This window comes from Ruegeria sp. AA6, from assembly GCF_056542865.1.
Window position 1 is genome coordinate 108,942 of sequence record NZ_JBQGAN010000007.1, and the last position, 15,524, is coordinate 124,465.

Sequence of the window (15,524 nt, forward strand, 5' to 3'; positions counted from 1 at the left end):
AGGCCCGGCGTGATCTCGCCGGGCCTGAACAGCATTACAACTCCAGCACCGTGCTGCCGGTAGTCTGTCGCGCCTCAAGCGCACGGTGGGCGTCAGCCACCTGTTCCAGTGGGAACCGCTGGTCAATGTGAATTTTGACCTCTCCGCCCTCAACCTTGCCGAACAGTCGACGAGCCATCGCCTGGCAGGCCGCGTGATCAGCGATATGCGTGAACAAAGTCGGGCGTGTGATCTTCAATGACCCTTTCTTGGCCAGCATCCCGATATCCATCAACGGCACCGGCCCCGAGGCATTGCCGAACGAAATCATCATTCCCAGCGGCTTCAAGCTATCCAGCGAGCCGTTGAACGTGTCTGCTCCTATAGAATCCATCACCACATCCACGCCTTTCCCGCCAGTGATCTCAGCCACCCGTTCGGCAAAGTTTTCCTTTCTGTAGTTTATGCAATGCGCTGCGCCATTGAATTGCGCCAAGCTGCATTTCTCGTCTGTCCCGGCGGTGCCGATCAGAGTTATCCCTTCGGATTTTGCCCATTGGCAGGCAATCAGCCCTACCCCGCCGGCAGCTGCATGAAACAACACCGTGTCCCCGCGTTTCAAGGGTGTCGTGCGGTTAAACAGATATTCGACCGTCATCCCCTTCAGCATCATTGCCGCCGCCGCATCGAAGGATATTCCGTCGGGCAACGGGCACACCTGCGCTGCATTCATCACACGCGCTTCGGAATATGCCCCGGCAGGAGCGGCGGCATAGGCCGCGCGCTGGCCAGACTCAAGATGGGTGACACCGTCACCGACGGCTTCGATCACGCCGGCAGCCTCCATGCCCAGCGCGTGAGGCAGGTTGAGTGGATACAGACCGGTGCGTTGATACACATCAATGAAATTCAACCCGCAGGCATGATGGCGAATGCGCACCTCTCCGGGGCCGGGATCGCCCACGGGGCGGTCTTCGATCTTCAGAACTTCGGGGCCGCCGTGTTCATGAATGACGACGGTTCTTGCCGTTTGCTGCATGCTGACCTCCTGTTGCCTGATGCCAAGCTAACATGCCTGAAAATAAGGGCAATCGGCACGATTCCGCATCGCGCAACCGCAAGGTGAAAAAATGTGCTATACTAACGGTCGGGCGTTGCCGGCTGGTCCGGCCAAGGGCAACCGATGCCGGATCCACTCTGCTGCGCTGATACGCAAAGGGAGAGGAGAAAGATGGCCAAAACGATTGGAAATCCGATCAGCTGGGCCGCTCAGAACATTGGTGCGACCGGCGATCATATAGCAGAAAGCGTGAACCGCATCGGCAGTGCAGACACGCGGCACCTGCCGGTGGTACAGACCCTGACGATGCAGGACCTGAAAGCCTGTTTACGGGCAGGTTATAACGATTTTCTGGAAACCCGGGCCGATGCCATATTCATTGTGTTGATCTACCCCATCGCGGGGTTGCTCATGTTCGGCTTCGGTTTGAACAAAAACATGGTGCCACTGCTGGCGCCGTTGATCATGGGCTTCGCCCTGATCGGCCCGATTGCAGCAGTTGGATTGTATGAAATCAGCCGCAAACGCGAACAGGGGGGAGAAGTGCATTGGCTGGATGCGTTCGGCGTGTTCAGATCCCCGTCATTCGGAGCCATTCTGATGCTGGGCTTTTATCTGGTCATGTGGCTGTTGATCTGGCTGATGGTTGCGCAAAGTATCTATGTCCACACACTCGGCCCCGATCTGCCCGCGTCCTTTGGCGCGTTTGTAATACAGGTCTTCACCACCAGCGCAGGCTGGACAATGATCATCTTCGGCAACGCCGTAGGCTTCTTGTTTGCCTTGGTTGCGCTGGCGATCAGCGTGGTCAGCTTTCCGCTGTTGCTGGATCGCAAGGTGGGTTTGCCGGTGGCGGTCGTGACCTCGGTTCGCGTCTTGCGGCACAATCCGGCAGTGATTCTGGCGTGGGGCTTTATCGTCGCTGCCCTTTTGGTTTTGGGCGCGATTCCGATGCTGCTGGGCTTGATCGTGGTCATGCCGGTTCTGGGCCACGCCACTTGGCACTTGTATCGCCGGGCCGTCGCCTGAAACGGCCCGTACGCTGATCAAATTATCCGGCGACGTTCAAAACGATCTTGCCGATGTGTTTTGAGCTTTCCAGATAGGTGTGCGCTGCTGCGGCGTCGGCCATCGCGAACTCGCTGTCCATTACGGGCGCGACTCTCCCCGCGTCCAATAATGGCCAGACCGCTTCACGCAAGTCCTGCGCAATTTTCGCCTTGGCCAGATCACTTTGCGGGCGCAATGTGCTGCCGGTCAGGGTCAGCCGCTTGACCATCATCATCGCAAAATTCAGCTCGACCTGCGGCCCTTGCAGGAAAGCGATCTGCACCAAACGCCCATCCTCGGCCAACGCCTTGACGTCGCGCGGAATATAATCGCCGCCCACCATATCAAGGATCAAGTTCGCGCCACCCTCGGCGCGCATGACTCCAACAAAATCCTCGTCGCGGTAATTGATCGCTCGTTCGGCCCCTAGCTGGACACAAGCCTCGCATTTCTCGGCCGACCCGGCGGTTGCAAAGACTCGTGCGCCAAAGGCATTGGCCAGTTGGATTGCCGTCGTCCCGATCCCGCTGGAGCCGCCGTGAACCAAAAACCGCTCGCCCGCTTTCAATCCGCCACGGGTGAAAACGTTGGACCATACAGTAAAGAAGGTTTCGGGCAGACAGGCGGCCTCTTTCATGCCCATGCCTGCCGGAACAGGCAGGCAATGTGCAGCTGGGGTCGCGACATATTCCGCATATCCACCCCCGGGCAGCAACGCACAGACCTGATCGCCGACCGAAACCCCTTGGACACCTGCGCCGATAGCCACGACTTCGCCCGAGGCTTCCAAACCCGGCAGATCGCTGGCCCCCGGAGGCGGATTATACGCCCCTGCCCGCTGCAAAGCATCCGGGCGGTTCACACCCGCATAGGCCACTTTGAGGATCACCTGACCGGCCCCAGGTTCGGGCACGGGGCGTTCAGTCAGTTGCAATACATCCGGGCCACCGGGCTGGGTGATCTCAACTACGCGCATCATCTGGGTCATGGGCAAATCCTCCTTTGCCCAATGCCTAGCAGGCAAAAATCGAAAGGCCCAGACGCTTACTTGCGCGGATTCAGCATCCCCGGCAGGTCAGCCCGCATCTTCATCGGCGGCTTCACCTGCTTGGCGAACCAGTTCGGAACCGTCAGGAACGGTTTGAACAGCGGATTGTCGTTGACCTGCGCCTTGAGCTTTTCGATCTGCATGACATTGTCGATCCGACGATCCAGAAATTCCCACGTTTTTTCGTGACCCGCAGAATCATCCCCCAGCCAGAACAGCAGAGTCGAGGAATAAACCCCCGACAATGTCGCACGTTTGGTGTACCAATTCACATCGTCTGACGTGTCACCCAACGTGTCCCAGATCAGATCGCAGGTCTGCCACAGCGCCTTGGTCCCATCCACTGCATGCGTCGGCAAGGAAAACAACGTCATGCCACGGCGCACCAGTTCCTTGTCTGAAACTGCTTCAAGCCGGAACCGCACGGCAGAAGCCACCCGGTCGCGGAATTTCAGCTCGCTCAGATCGGTGGATTTCAGGCGCTCTACCATTTCGGCATCACCGCGCGCATGAAAAGCCAGCGCCAGATCGACCGCGCCACGGGGGCAGATCGCCCGCGCCAGACCGTCATCCAGATCGCAATCCGTGATCGCGGCACGAAAGCTGGTTTCCGACCAACCATCAAACGGCACGTGGATCAGTATCGCGTCCAAAAGCTGTTGTTTTGCATCTTCATAGGTAACGGTCATGGCGGGTCTCCGGTTCTCGGGGCCAGTACTAGACAAGATAGACCGGCTTTGCTATACGGCCAACTCCTGCAATTTCCTTGCAACTCTATCTAGAAAGGTGGTGACAACCACAATGCAGGTTAGTGTTCGCGACAATAACGTCGATCAGGCGCTTCGTGCCCTGAAGAAAAAGCTGCAGCGCGAAGGCGTGTTCCGTGAAATGAAGCTGAAGCAACATTTCGAGAAACCGTCCGAGAAAAAAGCGCGCGAGAAAGCTGAAGCGATCCGCCGTGCCCGTAAACTGGCACGCAAGAAAGCCCAGCGCGAAGGTCTGCTCTAAGAGCCTTCCGTCTCGTCCAGCTTTGGATGACACTATTTGACGACCCCCGAGGCCCCGCCCGGGGGTTTGTCGTTTCTAGCACCGGTTGCATTCCGCCGAATCAACCGCAGCCTCAGGCGACAAGCTGCTAAATCAGACTCAGCAACATTTTGCCCGGCATTTTGCAGCGCAGCGAATCTCGTTTCGGTAGCGCGCCCGCGCTGAAATTCAGCTAAAAGTTCTGTCGCTCTATCCGTTCTTTCGACGCCCCCTGTAACTGGCCCCGTCTACTCAGACGACCACATAAACGGAGGCTACCATGTCGACTGCAAGTACATTCGAGCAAGAAATGCTGGCGCTGATCAACGCCGAGCGCACATCCCGAGGGTTGGACCCGCTGCAACTGGAAACTCAGCTAAACGACTCGGCCGAGGATCACAGTGCCTGGATGCTGGGGACCGATACATTCAGCCATACGGGCACAGGCGGTTCCAGTGCGACCGAGCGCATGGAAGATGCCGGATTCGATTTCAGCGGCAACTGGCGCTCGGGTGAAAACATCGCGTGGCAATCGGAACGCGGGCCTGACGGTATCAGCGATGATCTCGAGCAACTGCACGAAAGCCTGATGGACAGCCCCGGCCACCGCGCCAACATTCTGAACCCTGACTACGAATATATCGGGATCGGTATTGAACAAGGCGATTTCAACGGCTGGGATGCCGTAATGGTGACCCAGAACTTTGCGAGCACCGATGCCGAGGTGATGCTGGACACCGGCGTTGTGCCGACACCACCGGTGGATGACGTGATTGAACCAGAAGAGCCGGTGGCCGATATCCCCGTTGAGGATTTACCCATCAACGACGTGACCGAGACTGCAGAACCGGTGGAGGAAACCCCGGAAACGGATGTGGCTGAACCCGAGGAGCCGGTCGAGGACACTCCGAACACAGATACCACCGAACCGGAAAACCCGGCCGAGGAAACTCCGGAAACGGATGTCACCGAAACCGAAGAACCAGTCGAGGGTACGGACATTACCGAAGTCAGCAACCCGACAGGTGATTGCTTCGACGTCGAGGCTTTTTTTGCCGCGATCGAAGACTTCGTGAATGAGTTGTTGGTCCTAGTCGACGATTTCAGGCTGAGCACTGAAGAGGCACCTGCGAATGACGACTTTATGCTGACGTGGGACCGGTGTGACGATACCCCGGTCGCACCCGAGGCAGTATCAGATGCCGTCGCCGACCCTATGGAATGGGAATTTGGACCGGTTTCTTACGACGGCGGTTGTTTGATGGACTTTGTCTAGGCTCTCATGCCGCACGCGGCGCGCCGATCAAGGTGCGCCGCAACTGCTTTTTGGACCGCGCGGCGTCCAACATGACACGAGCAACAACACCCGCATTAGAACCGAAACTGCGATGTGGCTCCTGCGCGATGCCCTTCGATCAGTAAATCTTGGGAACGTGCAATTCATCCGGCAGGATGCGCCGCTCGTATTCGGGGTTATAACGTCGGTCCGGCAGGTTCACCTTTTCCTGCGGGACATCAGTGTAGGGTATCATGGTCAAAAGGTGTTCGATGCAGTTCAGGCGCTCGCGTTTTTTGTCGTTGCCCTCGACGATATACCAAGGTGCCTCGGGGATATTGGTACGGAAGAACATATCCTCTTTGGCCTTGGTATAAGCTTCCCAGCGGATGCGGGATTCCAGATCCATCGGCGACAGCTTCCACTGTTTCATCGGATCATGGATACGCATGAGGAATCGCAACTGCTGTTCTTCATCGGTGATCGAGAACCAGTACTTCAATAGAATGATCCCCGACCGCACCAGCATACGTTCGAATTCCGGAACGTCCTGAAAGAACTGTTCAACCTGGTCTTCGTTGGCAAAGCCCATCACCCTCTCGACCCCGGCGCGGTTGTACCAGGATCGGTCGAACAAAACGATTTCCCCCGCCGCAGGCAAATGCGGTACGTAACGCTGAAAATACCACTGGCTTTGTTCTCGGCGGCTGGGTGCGGGCAAGGCGACCACGCGCGCAACACGCGGGTTCAGGCGTTGGGTGATCCGCTTGATCACGCCCCCTTTGCCCGCGCTGTCACGCCCTTCGAAAAGTATACAGACTTTGGCACCGGTATGCTGCACCCAGTCCTGAACCTTGATCAACTCGGCCTGCAATCGCAACAGATTGCGGAAATAGACCTTACGGTCCAGCATGTCCGGGTGCTGGTCCTTGTAGATTTTGCGGATCTCCATCGAGAGCATGGGTTCGCTGAACTCAATTTCGAAATCTTCGTCCAGCGTGTCTTCCAACTCGGCTTCCAGCCAGTCTTTGGGGGCATCATTGTTTTCGTAAGCCAAAGTCATATCCTTATCGTCTACCGGGTCCGGACCGTACAGCGCGCGTGTAACCGCCAAGTGTCACCGGAAAAATTGATGACAGGCCCACCTCAGGCAAAACAGTAATCAAAGGTCGGGGCAAGATCACAGGGGGTTCGGTCTTTCCTCAAACTTGGACTCTCTGGCCGCCGGATACAAGCGTCAGAATTGACGCATTGCCAACAGGTTGGCGTAACTCCGCCCCAAACTGTCTTGCCATGGCCCACTTGTGGGCGGCATGAAAGCCCAAGTCAAAACCCTGAGCGAACCGTGAACCATTTCCTGACTCTTTTACCCACGATCTGGCCCTGGCTTATCCTGATTGCCGCACAGATTTATGCTGTATCGGGTAAGCAAGGGATAGGTCTGTCACTGCTTGTATTGTTCGCAAGCATTTCGCTGACGCTTGGGCTGATCACGCCTGTGGCCGCCGTAATCGCCGGCGCCGGTATTCTTGGCGCAGCGTTTATTCCCCGTTTACATGGTGTCTCTTCCGCCGCGGCCCACCTGCTGCTCATCTTATGGAGTGTATCACTCGGCACGCATCTGGTTTCCGGGTTTCACAACCCTTTAGTCCTTGATCAGGTACAAGCTGGGCCGGACAGCGCCGATTTCACCATGTATTTGAACCTCGACAAACCAATGATTTTGTTCGCAGTTCTTCTGGCTTGGTCGGGTATGATCGGTAGTGCGAAGCCGACGCGCATCGTTCCTCTGGCAGTCGGTCTGGCGATGCTGCCCGCCTTGTTCGGATTGGGTCTGGCCTCAGGCGCTGTACGGCCCGAGATTGGCCTGCCCACCTGGTGGCTGATCTTCGCATTGTCGAATCTGTTTTTGACTTGCCTGACGGAGGAGGCATTTTTCCGCGGGTATCTGCAATCGGCGCTTATCTCGAAAACCGGTACAACGCTGGGGATCACAGTCGCCAGCTTTTTGTTTGGCTTTGCCCATGTTGGCGGAGGTCCGGCACTGGTGGCCTTTGCCTCAATCCTCGGCGCCGCCTGCGGGCTGGGCTATTTCGCGACCGGGCGGCTGTGGGTGCCCGTTCTGATGCATTTCGGGTTCAACGCATTGCATCTGACCCTATTCACCTATCCCGGCCCGGCCTGAGCGCTATACCGGCAGGGCCGTGGTTTTAAAAACCGTTCGCAAGGCAAACGAGCTTTGCATCTGCGCCACCCCCGGCAGCCGTGACAGGTATTGCCGGTGAATGCGGGCAAAATCCTCGGTGTTTTCGGCAACGACCTTCAGGATGTAGTCCGCCGTTCCCGCCATTAGGTGGCACTCCAGAACGTCCGGAATACGCGCCACCGCTTTTTCGAATGCGTCCAGAAGCTCCTCGGCCTGCCCTTGCAACGTGATCTCGACAAACACGGTGGTCGGAACATTCATCTTGCGCGCATCCAGCAGGGCCACGTAGTTGCGTATATACCCGTCCGCCTCAAGCCTTTGCACGCGCCGGTGGCAGGCCGAAGGCGACAGATTCACCTGCTCGGACAGTTCCGCATTCGACATGCGACCATCCCGCTGAAGGGCCGCCAGAATCTTTCTATCTGTCGTATCGAGGCTCATTCACGCAATTCCTTTGCAGAGATTCGGCAATGTAACGTAAATTTTCCCAAAGAAAAGTAAATTCGCGGGCAGAGTTTCACAGAAATTGCGCCCCGGAATGCCCATTATTTAAGCAGTTTATGAATGGAGGAGCAAAAATGAAAATCGGTTGCCCCAAGGAAATCAAACCCCAGGAATTCCGCGTCGGCATGACGCCCAATGCCGCGCAAGAGGCCGTTGCGCGTGGCCATGAGGTCCTTATCGAAACCAATGCCGGCCTCGGTTCGGGCTTTGACAATGACGCCTACATCGCCGCAGGCGCAAAGATCATCGACACAGCAGAAGAGGTGTTCGCCACCGCCGACATGATCGTCAAGGTCAAGGAACCGCAAGCGGGTGAGCGCAAGATGCTGCGCGAAGGTCAGCTGCTGTTTACCTATCTGCACCTCGCACCAGACCCAGACCAGACCCATGACCTGCTGGAATCTGGCTGTACCGCAATCGCTTATGAAACAGTGACCGATTCAAGCGGCGGCCTTCCCCTGCTGGCTCCTATGTCCGAAGTGGCGGGCCGTCTTGCCCCTCAGGTCGGCTCGTGGACTCTGCAAAAGGCAAATGGCGGTCGTGGCGTTCTGATGGGCGGCGTACCCGGTGTTGGTCCCGCGAAAGTGGTCGTGATCGGCGGCGGTGTGGTCGGCACCCATGCAGCGCAAGTCGCTGCAGGTATGGGCGCGGATGTCACCGTGCTGGATCGCTCGCTGCCGCGCCTGCGCTATCTGGACGACGTATTTGGCCGTCAGTTCAAGAACCAGTACTCGACCGCCGGTGCCACAGCCGAGCTGATCCAGGACGCCGATATGGTCATCGGTGCCGTTCTGATCCCCGGCGCTGCAGCACCCAAGCTGATCAGCCGTGACCAACTGTCGACAATGAAACCCGGCGCGGTTCTGGTCGACGTTGCCATCGACCAGGGCGGCTGCTTTGAGACTTCGAAAGCCACAACGCATGCCGAACCGATCTACGAGGTCGATGGCGTCATGCACTACTGCGTCGCCAACATGCCGGGCGCTGTTGCCCGCACATCGACCATCGCACTGGGCAACGCAACAATGCCGTTCATGCTGTCACTGGCGGACAAAGGCTGGAAGCAAGCCTGTCAGGACGACGAGCACCTGCTAGCTGGTCTGAACGTGCACGCGGGTCAACTGACCTACTACGCGGTTGGTAAAGCACTGGGGATCGACGTGGTGTCGCCCAACGTGGTGATCAAATCCTGAGGTGCTCCCGCCCCTGAAAGCGCCCTCTGACGAGGGCGTTTACAGCGTTGGGCCAAGCGCCGCACCCATGGTGCGGCGCGGTTGGTCTAAATTCCAACGGTCCCACAACCGAAACGGCGCCGCGCGATCAGCGCGGCGCCGGGCCCAACCGGAGGAGGGCATTTCAATGCCCGATCGACGGGCGGGAGGCTTACGCCTGCTTGTGAATCTCCACCGAATGCGGATACGGGATCGACACGCCCTTCGCGTCAAATGCCTCTTTCACCGCTTTGGTAATTTCGAATTTCACATCCCAGTAATCCGCAGCATCGCACCACAGGCGCGCCGTCAGATCGACTGAACTATCGCCCAGATTGGTCACACGCACCCAAGGCTCGGGGTCATTGTGAATACGTTCGTCCGCTTTGGCGATGTCTAGAATGATCTTCATCGCCTCATCCGCGCTGTCGCCATAATCGATGCCAAACACCAGATCGACGCGGCGCGTCTCATGTGCTGAATAGTTGGTGATGACAGAGCCCCAGGACTGCCCGTTCGGCACAATAATCTGCACGTTGTCCGGCGTCACCAATTCAGTGGTAAACAGGTTCAGGTCCTTCACCGTTCCCGCCGTGCCACCAATATCCACGTACTGACCCAGCTTATAGGGACGAAACACCACCAGCATAACACCGGCTGCAAGATCACTGAGAGTCCCTTGCAGCGCCAGACCAATCGCCAGCGATGCTGCACCCAGAATGGCGACGATACTGGTGGCCTCAATCCCGAAAATCCCCAGAACGGCAACCAGAACCATCGCCAGAATGGCCCACTTGACGAGGCTGGCCATGAAATTGCCCAGTGTCGGGTCAATATGCGGGGTGGAATTGACCCGGCGGCGCACTACCCCACCAATGGCTCCAGCCACGATCCAACCCAGGATCAGAACGATCAGCGCCTTGACCGCATTCATGATCAGCGGGGCAAAGGCGCCCACTTGTGTTACGACCTCATCCACGCGCATCTCCTTTCAACAACAAGAAACCCGCGCCGTATGCGCGGGGTTTGGCAAATACTGAGGCAAAAACCCATTTCGGTCTAGGTGTCTGTTTCCCGGGATTTCCCCGTTGTTCGCCCACAAACACGCGCTGACCGGCTACGCACACCGTCAGGGCTTACAACACGCACCCACACCACCTACCTTTTACACAACCCCCAAAACAGGAGCCCGAATATGCTGGACACCAAATCGCACCCGATCATGAACCGTTGGCCTGCTCAGTTTCCGGATCGGATTCAGCTCTATTCCTTTCCCACTCCCAATGGCGTCAAGGCGTCGATCATGCTGGAGGAAACCGGCCTGCCGTACGAGGCGCACAAGGTCACCTTGTCGGACGCGGATGTCAAAAGCGCCGAGTTCCTATCGCTGAACCCCAACAACAAGATCCCCGCGATCATCGACCCGAACGGCCCGGACGGAGAGCCCATTGGATTGTTCGAAAGCGGTGCGATCCTGCTGTATCTGGCCGAAAAGACCGGCAAGTTCATCGGTCAAACCAAGGCCGACAAGCATCGCGTCACTCAATGGCTTATGTTTCAAATGGGCGGCATTGGGCCGATGTTCGGGCAGTTGGGCTTCTTCCACAAATTCGCCGGAAGCGAAATCGACGACCCCCGTCCGCGTGAACGTTACGTCAACGAGGCCAAGCGCCTGCTGAACGTTCTGAACCAACAACTGGAAGGTCAGGACTGGATCGCCGGAGACTATTCGATCGCCGACATGGCCATCGCCCCTTGGCTGCGCGGTCTGGACTTTTATGAGGCTAAAGAGTTGGTGGGCTGGGACGACCACCCCAACGTGACGGCCTATCTTGACCGCTTTCTTGAGCGGCCTGCCGTGCAAAAAGGCTTGGTGACACCCGCCCGGGACTAACCGCACGTGAGAACCACCGAAACATGGCTTGCGGCCACACCCGGCCGCAAGCCCTATTCGTTTTTTAACCGGGCAACTTGCCAGTCAGCACGTAGCGCAGCACCTCAACCACCTGACGCGGCTCCTCGGCGACGGCCAACGCGGCGGCATCAACCTCTTTCAGCGCGTGCTGATGATCGGGGCCGTGCAGCACGATCAGCGATTTGCCCAGCGCCGCGGCATAGCCCGCATCAAAGGCCGCGTTCCACTGTTTGTATTTCTCTCCAAACCGGACAACGACCACATCGGCATCTGCAATGCCTTTACGGGTGCGGATCGCATTGACCATCGCGCCCTTGTGGTCATGCCAATACTTATTCGGCTCGGCCCCCAGAATGGCCACGCCACAATCATCACTTGCGTCGTGATCGGTCACCGGGCTGTTGAAAGTGATGTCCAACCCCTGCGCACCGTCGATGATCTGTTCGCGCCAATCGGTATGAATTTCGCCAGAGAGATAAACGTTCAGGCCCATGGGAATCTCCTTTTTCCTTGCTGCGAACCTAGTTCGAAAGGGCGCACAACCCAAGCTCTGCCTCAGAACGACAGCCGCCAGAATGTCGGCTGATCGTCCCTAACCGCCTTGCGGGCCGCGCTTTTTTGTTTGCTTCCCAGGAACGGAGGAACCTCCCGGGTTGGTTCAAAGCCAAAGCTGTGCGGCAGTTTCGTGTAGATCGACCGCGGCGGCATCCGGCCCCAGGTGATCCCTTTGAGCTTAGCGCCCGGAACCGGCTGGTGCATCCAGACCGTGCGCGCGGCAAACTCGTCGCGCAACAGCAGCAACACTGCCAGCATCGTTACCTCGGCCCAGATTTTCGAGTATTTCAGCCGCAGCGCCTGTTCGTACTCTGTGGTCAGCCGCAATTGACGCGATCGCGGAGCCCGGCGCTGCAGCCTCCGCCGCTCACGATCAACAAAACGCAACCAGTCCGACTGAATCTCTTCAATCAGGCAATGGCCAGTTGTCAGGTCGACATCCAAACGACACCAGGCCAGAGTCGGCCGACCCTCCATCCGCACCGGATGCCAGCTGCTCTGGAACGTATCGACGGCACTGCGCTGTTCGTATTTCCACAACAGTTCGGCGTGCTCGGTTGGGAAGCCAAGCTGGACGACAAGGTTATGCGCCTTGCGCGTGGTTTGCTCTCCTGACCAGCAATCGAAACTCAGACAAAAATCCATCCACTGAGACTGAAAAGCGACCTCAAGTCCCGACATCGCCGCCGGGCCCAAGCCGCCAAACCGCATTGCGCGGTCTGCATGAGCCACGGCCAGAACGTCGTGCCGCCGCAACACACCACCGCATTGCGCGACCATCGGTTTCAACAATGGGCGCGACAGCATGCGGGCCGACCCTGATTGCTTTAGCGTCGAAATCGGGGTTTCGGCATCCATAAACTGGCTAAGCAACCAAGGGCTTTGCCGATCAGGGTAATAGGGAAAGGGCATCTCTTGCGGTAGTATCTGCCGGATCATCGAGATGTCTTGACGTTTCATAACGGCTCTCCAACGGGAAAAACACCCGCCGCAGAACCGGCGGGCAATCAGGTCAGGGGTATCGCTTGCGCGGGGTTGGGATCTGGCATCTGGCAGACTCCGAGGTTTGATTGCGTCAGGGGGCTGGGTGTAGGGGCCGAGAGCGATTCTGCTCAACCCTTTGTTTTACGTCACATTCATGTGTTGCCGTTCCACCACACCGTGTGTGGGTTGCGTCAAAGCGTAAAAAAAGCGCGCCAAAGGGCGCGCTTTTGAACTGGGCTGCGATGAGGTTACCCGCGCAGAACGCCGCCCGTCGCTTTCGAAACCTTGGCGATAATCTTCTCGGCCACGGCTTCGATGTCTTTTTCCTTCAGCGTTGTGTCCGTTGGTTGCAGACGCACAGTGATCGCCAGCGATTTCTTCCCTTCACCCAGGCTACCGCCGATGAATTCGTCAAAGACGCGTACGTCCTCGATCAGTGCCTTGTCGGCCCCCGCTGCGGCGTTTACCAACGTCAGGGCCTCGACGCCTTCGTCGACAACAAAGGCAAAGTCCCGCTCTACCGCTTGCAGGTCACGCAGTTCCAGCGCGGCGCGGGTGGCACCCGATTTACGGGGCAGAGGCACCTCGTCCGGCCAGATGGTAAACGCCATCGCCGGGCCTTTGATATCCATCGCCTGCAGAATGCGCGGGTGCAGTTCGCCAAAGACGCCCAGCACCTTTTTCGGACCCAGACAGATTTTGCCGTGACGGCCCGGATGCCACCACGCATCGCCGTCGCGCAGGATCTGCACCTTGGCGGGCGCGCCGATGGCGGCCAGCACAGCCTCGGCATCCGCTTTGACGTCGAATACGTCGACCGGGCGAGACGCGCCATGCACATCCTTCGGCCCATCACGGCCGACCAGCAGGCCGGTGATCTGGGTTTTCTGATCGCCGGGCTCTCCGTCGTGGAACACCGGACCGACCTCAAACAGCGATACATCCGCAAAACCGCGCGCCTGATTGCGGGCCGCCGCTTGCAGCAGACCGGGCAACAGATCGGGGCGCATATGGCTCATCTCGGACGAGATCGGGTTTTCAAGCTGCGTGGTCTCATCGCCCCCACCGAACAGGGCAGCGGATGCCTGATCAATGAACGTGTACGAGACACATTCATTATAGCCCAACGCGGCACAGGTCCGACGCGCCATCGACTGACGGCGTTGTGTCGGCGTCATGACCGCCTTGGGAATACCATCGGTCACACGCGGCAGCGGCTTGCCTTGCAGCTTGGTCAGCGATGCGATCCGCGCGACCTCTTCCACCAGATCGGCCTCGCCCATAATATCGGGGCGCCAGCTGGGCACATGCGCCATCTCGCCTTCCAAACGGAAACCCAGACGGGTCAGGGTCTGGCGCTGCTCGCTTTCGGGGATGTCCATACCGACCAGAGACTGCACACGCTCGGCATCCAGCTTATAGGCACGCGCGTGGTTCGGAGCCTTCCCGGCCTCAACCACCTTGGAGACCTCGCCACCGCAGATATCGAGGATCATCTGCGTCGCCTGTTCCAGCCCTTCCAGCGTGTATTCCGGGTCCACACCACGCTCGAACCGATAGCGCGCGTCCGAGTTGATCTTGAGAGCACGCCCCGTCAGCGCGATCTGTACATGATCCCAGAACGCGCTTTCGAGGAAGACATTCACAGTCTCCTCAGTACAGCCCGTTTCCTCCCCGCCCATGATGCCAGCGATGGACTCAGGGCCTTTGTCATCCGAGATCACCATCATGCCGGGTTGCAGGGTGTATTCCTTCTCATCCAGTGCAACCAGCTTTTCGCCGCCTTGGGCGCGATGCACCCGCAGGTTCCCCTGCAACTTATCCGCATCGAACACGTGCAGCGGGCGGTTATGGTCGAAGGTCATGTAGTTGGTGATATCCACCAAGGCCGAGATCGGACGCAGACCGATTGCCTTCAACTGATCCTGCAACCACTGCGGGCTGGGGCCGTTCTTGACGCCCTTGATCAGACGCCCGGTGAAATGAGGCGCGCCATCCAGTGTATCGTCATCGATTGTCACCTTGATCGGGCTTTCGAAATCGCCCGGCACCGGCGCGTAGTCACGCTGTTTCAGCGTACCAACGCCGCGCGCGGCCAAATCGCGTGCGATCCCCTCAACCCCCAGCGCATCCGGGCGGTTCGGAGTAATCGCGATCTCGATCATCGGGTCGATCTTGGACGGATCATTCTCTGCCAGCCAGTCGACGAACGTGTCACCGACTTCTCCCGAGGGCAGCTCAATGATGCCGTCATGTTCATCAGACAGTTCCAGCTCGCGCTCGGACGCCATCATGCCAAAGCTCTCGACGCCGCGGATCTTACCGACGCTGATTGTCAGGTCCAGACCGGGGATATACATGCCCGGCTTGCAGACCACGACGGTAATGCCTTCGCGCGCGTTGGGCGCACCGCAGATGATCTGCAGATCGCCCTCATCGGTCGCCACCGTGCAAACGCGCAACTTGTCGGCATCGGGGTGCTTCTCGGCATGTTTCACATGGCCCAGCGTAAAGCCCTTCAACCGGTCGGCGGGGTTCACGATCTCTTCGACCTCAAGGCCAAGATCGGTCAGCGCCTCGGCGATCTCATCAACCGAAGCGTCAGTGTCGAGGTGGTCTTTCAGCCAGGACAGAGTGAATTTCATTGCTCGGGGCCTTTTTTGGCAGATATCCGTTTGGCACAGGCAATGGCAAAGATTGCGCCGGGGTG

General features: G+C 58.3%; 15 protein-coding genes. 6 read left to right on the forward strand and 9 right to left on the reverse strand.

The genetic code is table 11. From position 1 onward, the window contains the following. Positions 1 to 34: 34 nt before the first annotated feature. Positions 35 to 1,018, reverse strand: a complete 984-nt coding sequence (locus ACR0LN_RS11425) for a quinone oxidoreductase family protein (protein ID WP_480429832.1) — start codon at positions 1,016 to 1,018, stop codon at positions 35 to 37. Between the two features lie 192 nt (positions 1,019 to 1,210). Here ACR0LN_RS11425 and ACR0LN_RS11430 point away from each other — a divergent pair, with 192 nt between their 5' ends. Continuing rightward, positions 1,211 to 2,068, forward strand: a complete 858-nt coding sequence (locus ACR0LN_RS11430) for a DUF2189 domain-containing protein (RefSeq protein ID WP_480429833.1) — start codon at positions 1,211 to 1,213, stop codon at positions 2,066 to 2,068. A gap of 22 nt (positions 2,069 to 2,090) precedes the next feature. Here ACR0LN_RS11430 and ACR0LN_RS11435 read toward each other — a convergent pair whose 3' ends face one another. Both ACR0LN_RS11435 and ACR0LN_RS11440 read right to left on the reverse strand, forming a co-directional pair. Further along, positions 2,091 to 3,077: an NAD(P)H-quinone oxidoreductase gene (locus ACR0LN_RS11435; protein ID WP_480429834.1), complete on the reverse strand. Its 987-nt coding sequence runs from the start codon at positions 3,075 to 3,077 to the stop codon at positions 2,091 to 2,093. 56 nt (positions 3,078 to 3,133) lie between these two features. After that, positions 3,134 to 3,826, reverse strand: a complete 693-nt coding sequence (locus ACR0LN_RS11440; RefSeq protein ID WP_480429835.1) for a COQ9 family protein — start codon at positions 3,824 to 3,826, stop codon at positions 3,134 to 3,136. Positions 3,827 to 3,938: 112 nt separating this feature from the next. On the opposite strand from ACR0LN_RS11440, the gene rpsU reads away from it, so the two are divergent. Together rpsU and ACR0LN_RS11450 are read left to right on the forward strand one after the other, a co-directional pair. Continuing rightward, entirely contained in the window at positions 3,939 to 4,145 is a 207-nt protein-coding gene (rpsU, locus tag ACR0LN_RS11445) for a 30S ribosomal protein S21 (RefSeq protein ID WP_005614280.1), read from the forward strand. Between the two features lie 298 nt (positions 4,146 to 4,443). Then, the gene (locus ACR0LN_RS11450) at positions 4,444 to 5,439 is read left to right on the forward strand and encodes a CAP domain-containing protein (protein WP_480429836.1); all 996 of its coding nucleotides are present in this window, start codon (positions 4,444 to 4,446) and stop codon (positions 5,437 to 5,439) included. Positions 5,440 to 5,578: 139 nt separating this feature from the next. On the opposite strand, the gene ppk2 is transcribed toward ACR0LN_RS11450, so the two are convergent. Continuing rightward, a complete protein-coding gene (gene ppk2, locus ACR0LN_RS11455; protein ID WP_480429890.1) occupies positions 5,579 to 6,502 on the reverse strand; it encodes a polyphosphate kinase 2 in 924 nt (307 codons plus the stop codon). A gap of 282 nt (positions 6,503 to 6,784) precedes the next feature. Here ppk2 and ACR0LN_RS11460 point away from each other — a divergent pair, with 282 nt between their 5' ends. Continuing rightward, positions 6,785 to 7,624 carry a CPBP family intramembrane glutamic endopeptidase gene (locus ACR0LN_RS11460; protein ID WP_480429837.1) on the forward strand — a complete coding sequence of 280 codons (840 nt, stop codon included), beginning with the start codon at positions 6,785 to 6,787 and terminating at the stop codon, positions 7,622 to 7,624. Between the two features lie 3 nt (positions 7,625 to 7,627). On the opposite strand, the gene ACR0LN_RS11465 is transcribed toward ACR0LN_RS11460, so the two are convergent. After that, a complete protein-coding gene (locus ACR0LN_RS11465) occupies positions 7,628 to 8,086 on the reverse strand; it encodes an Lrp/AsnC family transcriptional regulator (RefSeq protein WP_480429839.1) in 459 nt (152 codons plus the stop codon). A gap of 137 nt (positions 8,087 to 8,223) precedes the next feature. On the opposite strand from ACR0LN_RS11465, the gene ald reads away from it, so the two are divergent. After that, complete coding sequence (gene ald / locus ACR0LN_RS11470; protein WP_480429840.1) at positions 8,224 to 9,342, forward strand: alanine dehydrogenase; 1,119 nt, start codon at positions 8,224 to 8,226, stop codon at positions 9,340 to 9,342. A 190-nt stretch (positions 9,343 to 9,532) separates the two neighbouring features. Here the strand turns inward: ald and ACR0LN_RS11475 are convergent, their stop codons facing one another. Further along, positions 9,533 to 10,339 carry a mechanosensitive ion channel family protein gene (locus tag ACR0LN_RS11475; RefSeq protein ID WP_480429841.1) on the reverse strand — a complete coding sequence of 269 codons (807 nt, stop codon included), beginning with the start codon at positions 10,337 to 10,339 and terminating at the stop codon, positions 9,533 to 9,535. Positions 10,340 to 10,555: 216 nt separating this feature from the next. On the opposite strand from ACR0LN_RS11475, the gene ACR0LN_RS11480 reads away from it, so the two are divergent. Beyond that, positions 10,556 to 11,254 carry a glutathione S-transferase family protein gene (locus ACR0LN_RS11480; protein WP_480429842.1) on the forward strand — a complete coding sequence of 233 codons (699 nt, stop codon included), beginning with the start codon at positions 10,556 to 10,558 and terminating at the stop codon, positions 11,252 to 11,254. Positions 11,255 to 11,318: 64 nt separating this feature from the next. Here ACR0LN_RS11480 and ACR0LN_RS11485 read toward each other — a convergent pair whose 3' ends face one another. The 3 genes from ACR0LN_RS11485 to pheT all read right to left on the reverse strand — a co-directional run bounded on the left by ACR0LN_RS11485 (position 11,319) and on the right by pheT (position 15,459). Continuing rightward, a complete protein-coding gene (locus ACR0LN_RS11485; protein WP_170488550.1) occupies positions 11,319 to 11,768 on the reverse strand; it encodes a YtoQ family protein in 450 nt (149 codons plus the stop codon). A gap of 62 nt (positions 11,769 to 11,830) precedes the next feature. Next, positions 11,831 to 12,790, reverse strand: a complete 960-nt coding sequence (locus ACR0LN_RS11490) for a hypothetical protein (protein ID WP_480429843.1) — start codon at positions 12,788 to 12,790, stop codon at positions 11,831 to 11,833. Positions 12,791 to 13,062: 272 nt separating this feature from the next. Beyond that, positions 13,063 to 15,459: a phenylalanine--tRNA ligase subunit beta gene (gene pheT, locus ACR0LN_RS11495; RefSeq protein ID WP_480429844.1), complete on the reverse strand. Its 2,397-nt coding sequence runs from the start codon at positions 15,457 to 15,459 to the stop codon at positions 13,063 to 13,065. Positions 15,460 to 15,524: the final 65 nt, after the last annotated feature.

Bases quoted from the DNA above. Each gene is read 5' to 3' on its own strand.
- ACR0LN_RS11435 (WP_480429834.1), bottom strand. From the start codon at position 3,077: ATGACCCAGATGATGCGCGTAGTTGAGATCACCCAGCCCGGTGGCCCG.
- ACR0LN_RS11465 (WP_480429839.1), bottom strand. From the start codon at position 8,086: ATGAGCCTCGATACGACAGATAGAAAGATTCTGGCGGCCCTTCAGCGG.
- pheT (WP_480429844.1), bottom strand. From the start codon at position 15,459: ATGAAATTCACTCTGTCCTGGCTGAAAGACCACCTCGACACTGACGCT.
- ACR0LN_RS11450 (WP_480429836.1), top strand. From the start codon at position 4,444: ATGTCGACTGCAAGTACATTCGAGCAAGAAATGCTGGCGCTGATCAAC.
- ACR0LN_RS11485 (WP_170488550.1), bottom strand. From the start codon at position 11,768: ATGGGCCTGAACGTTTATCTCTCTGGCGAAATTCATACCGATTGGCGC.
- ald (WP_480429840.1), top strand. From the start codon at position 8,224: ATGAAAATCGGTTGCCCCAAGGAAATCAAACCCCAGGAATTCCGCGTC.
- ACR0LN_RS11490 (WP_480429843.1), bottom strand. From the start codon at position 12,790: ATGAAACGTCAAGACATCTCGATGATCCGGCAGATACTACCGCAAGAG.
- ppk2 (WP_480429890.1), bottom strand. From the start codon at position 6,502: ATGACTTTGGCTTACGAAAACAATGATGCCCCCAAAGACTGGCTGGAA.
- rpsU (WP_005614280.1), top strand. From the start codon at position 3,939: ATGCAGGTTAGTGTTCGCGACAATAACGTCGATCAGGCGCTTCGTGCC.
- ACR0LN_RS11440 (WP_480429835.1), bottom strand. From the start codon at position 3,826: ATGACCGTTACCTATGAAGATGCAAAACAACAGCTTTTGGACGCGATA.
- ACR0LN_RS11425 (WP_480429832.1), bottom strand. From the start codon at position 1,018: ATGCAGCAAACGGCAAGAACCGTCGTCATTCATGAACACGGCGGCCCC.
- ACR0LN_RS11480 (WP_480429842.1), top strand. From the start codon at position 10,556: ATGCTGGACACCAAATCGCACCCGATCATGAACCGTTGGCCTGCTCAG.
- ACR0LN_RS11430 (WP_480429833.1), top strand. From the start codon at position 1,211: ATGGCCAAAACGATTGGAAATCCGATCAGCTGGGCCGCTCAGAACATT.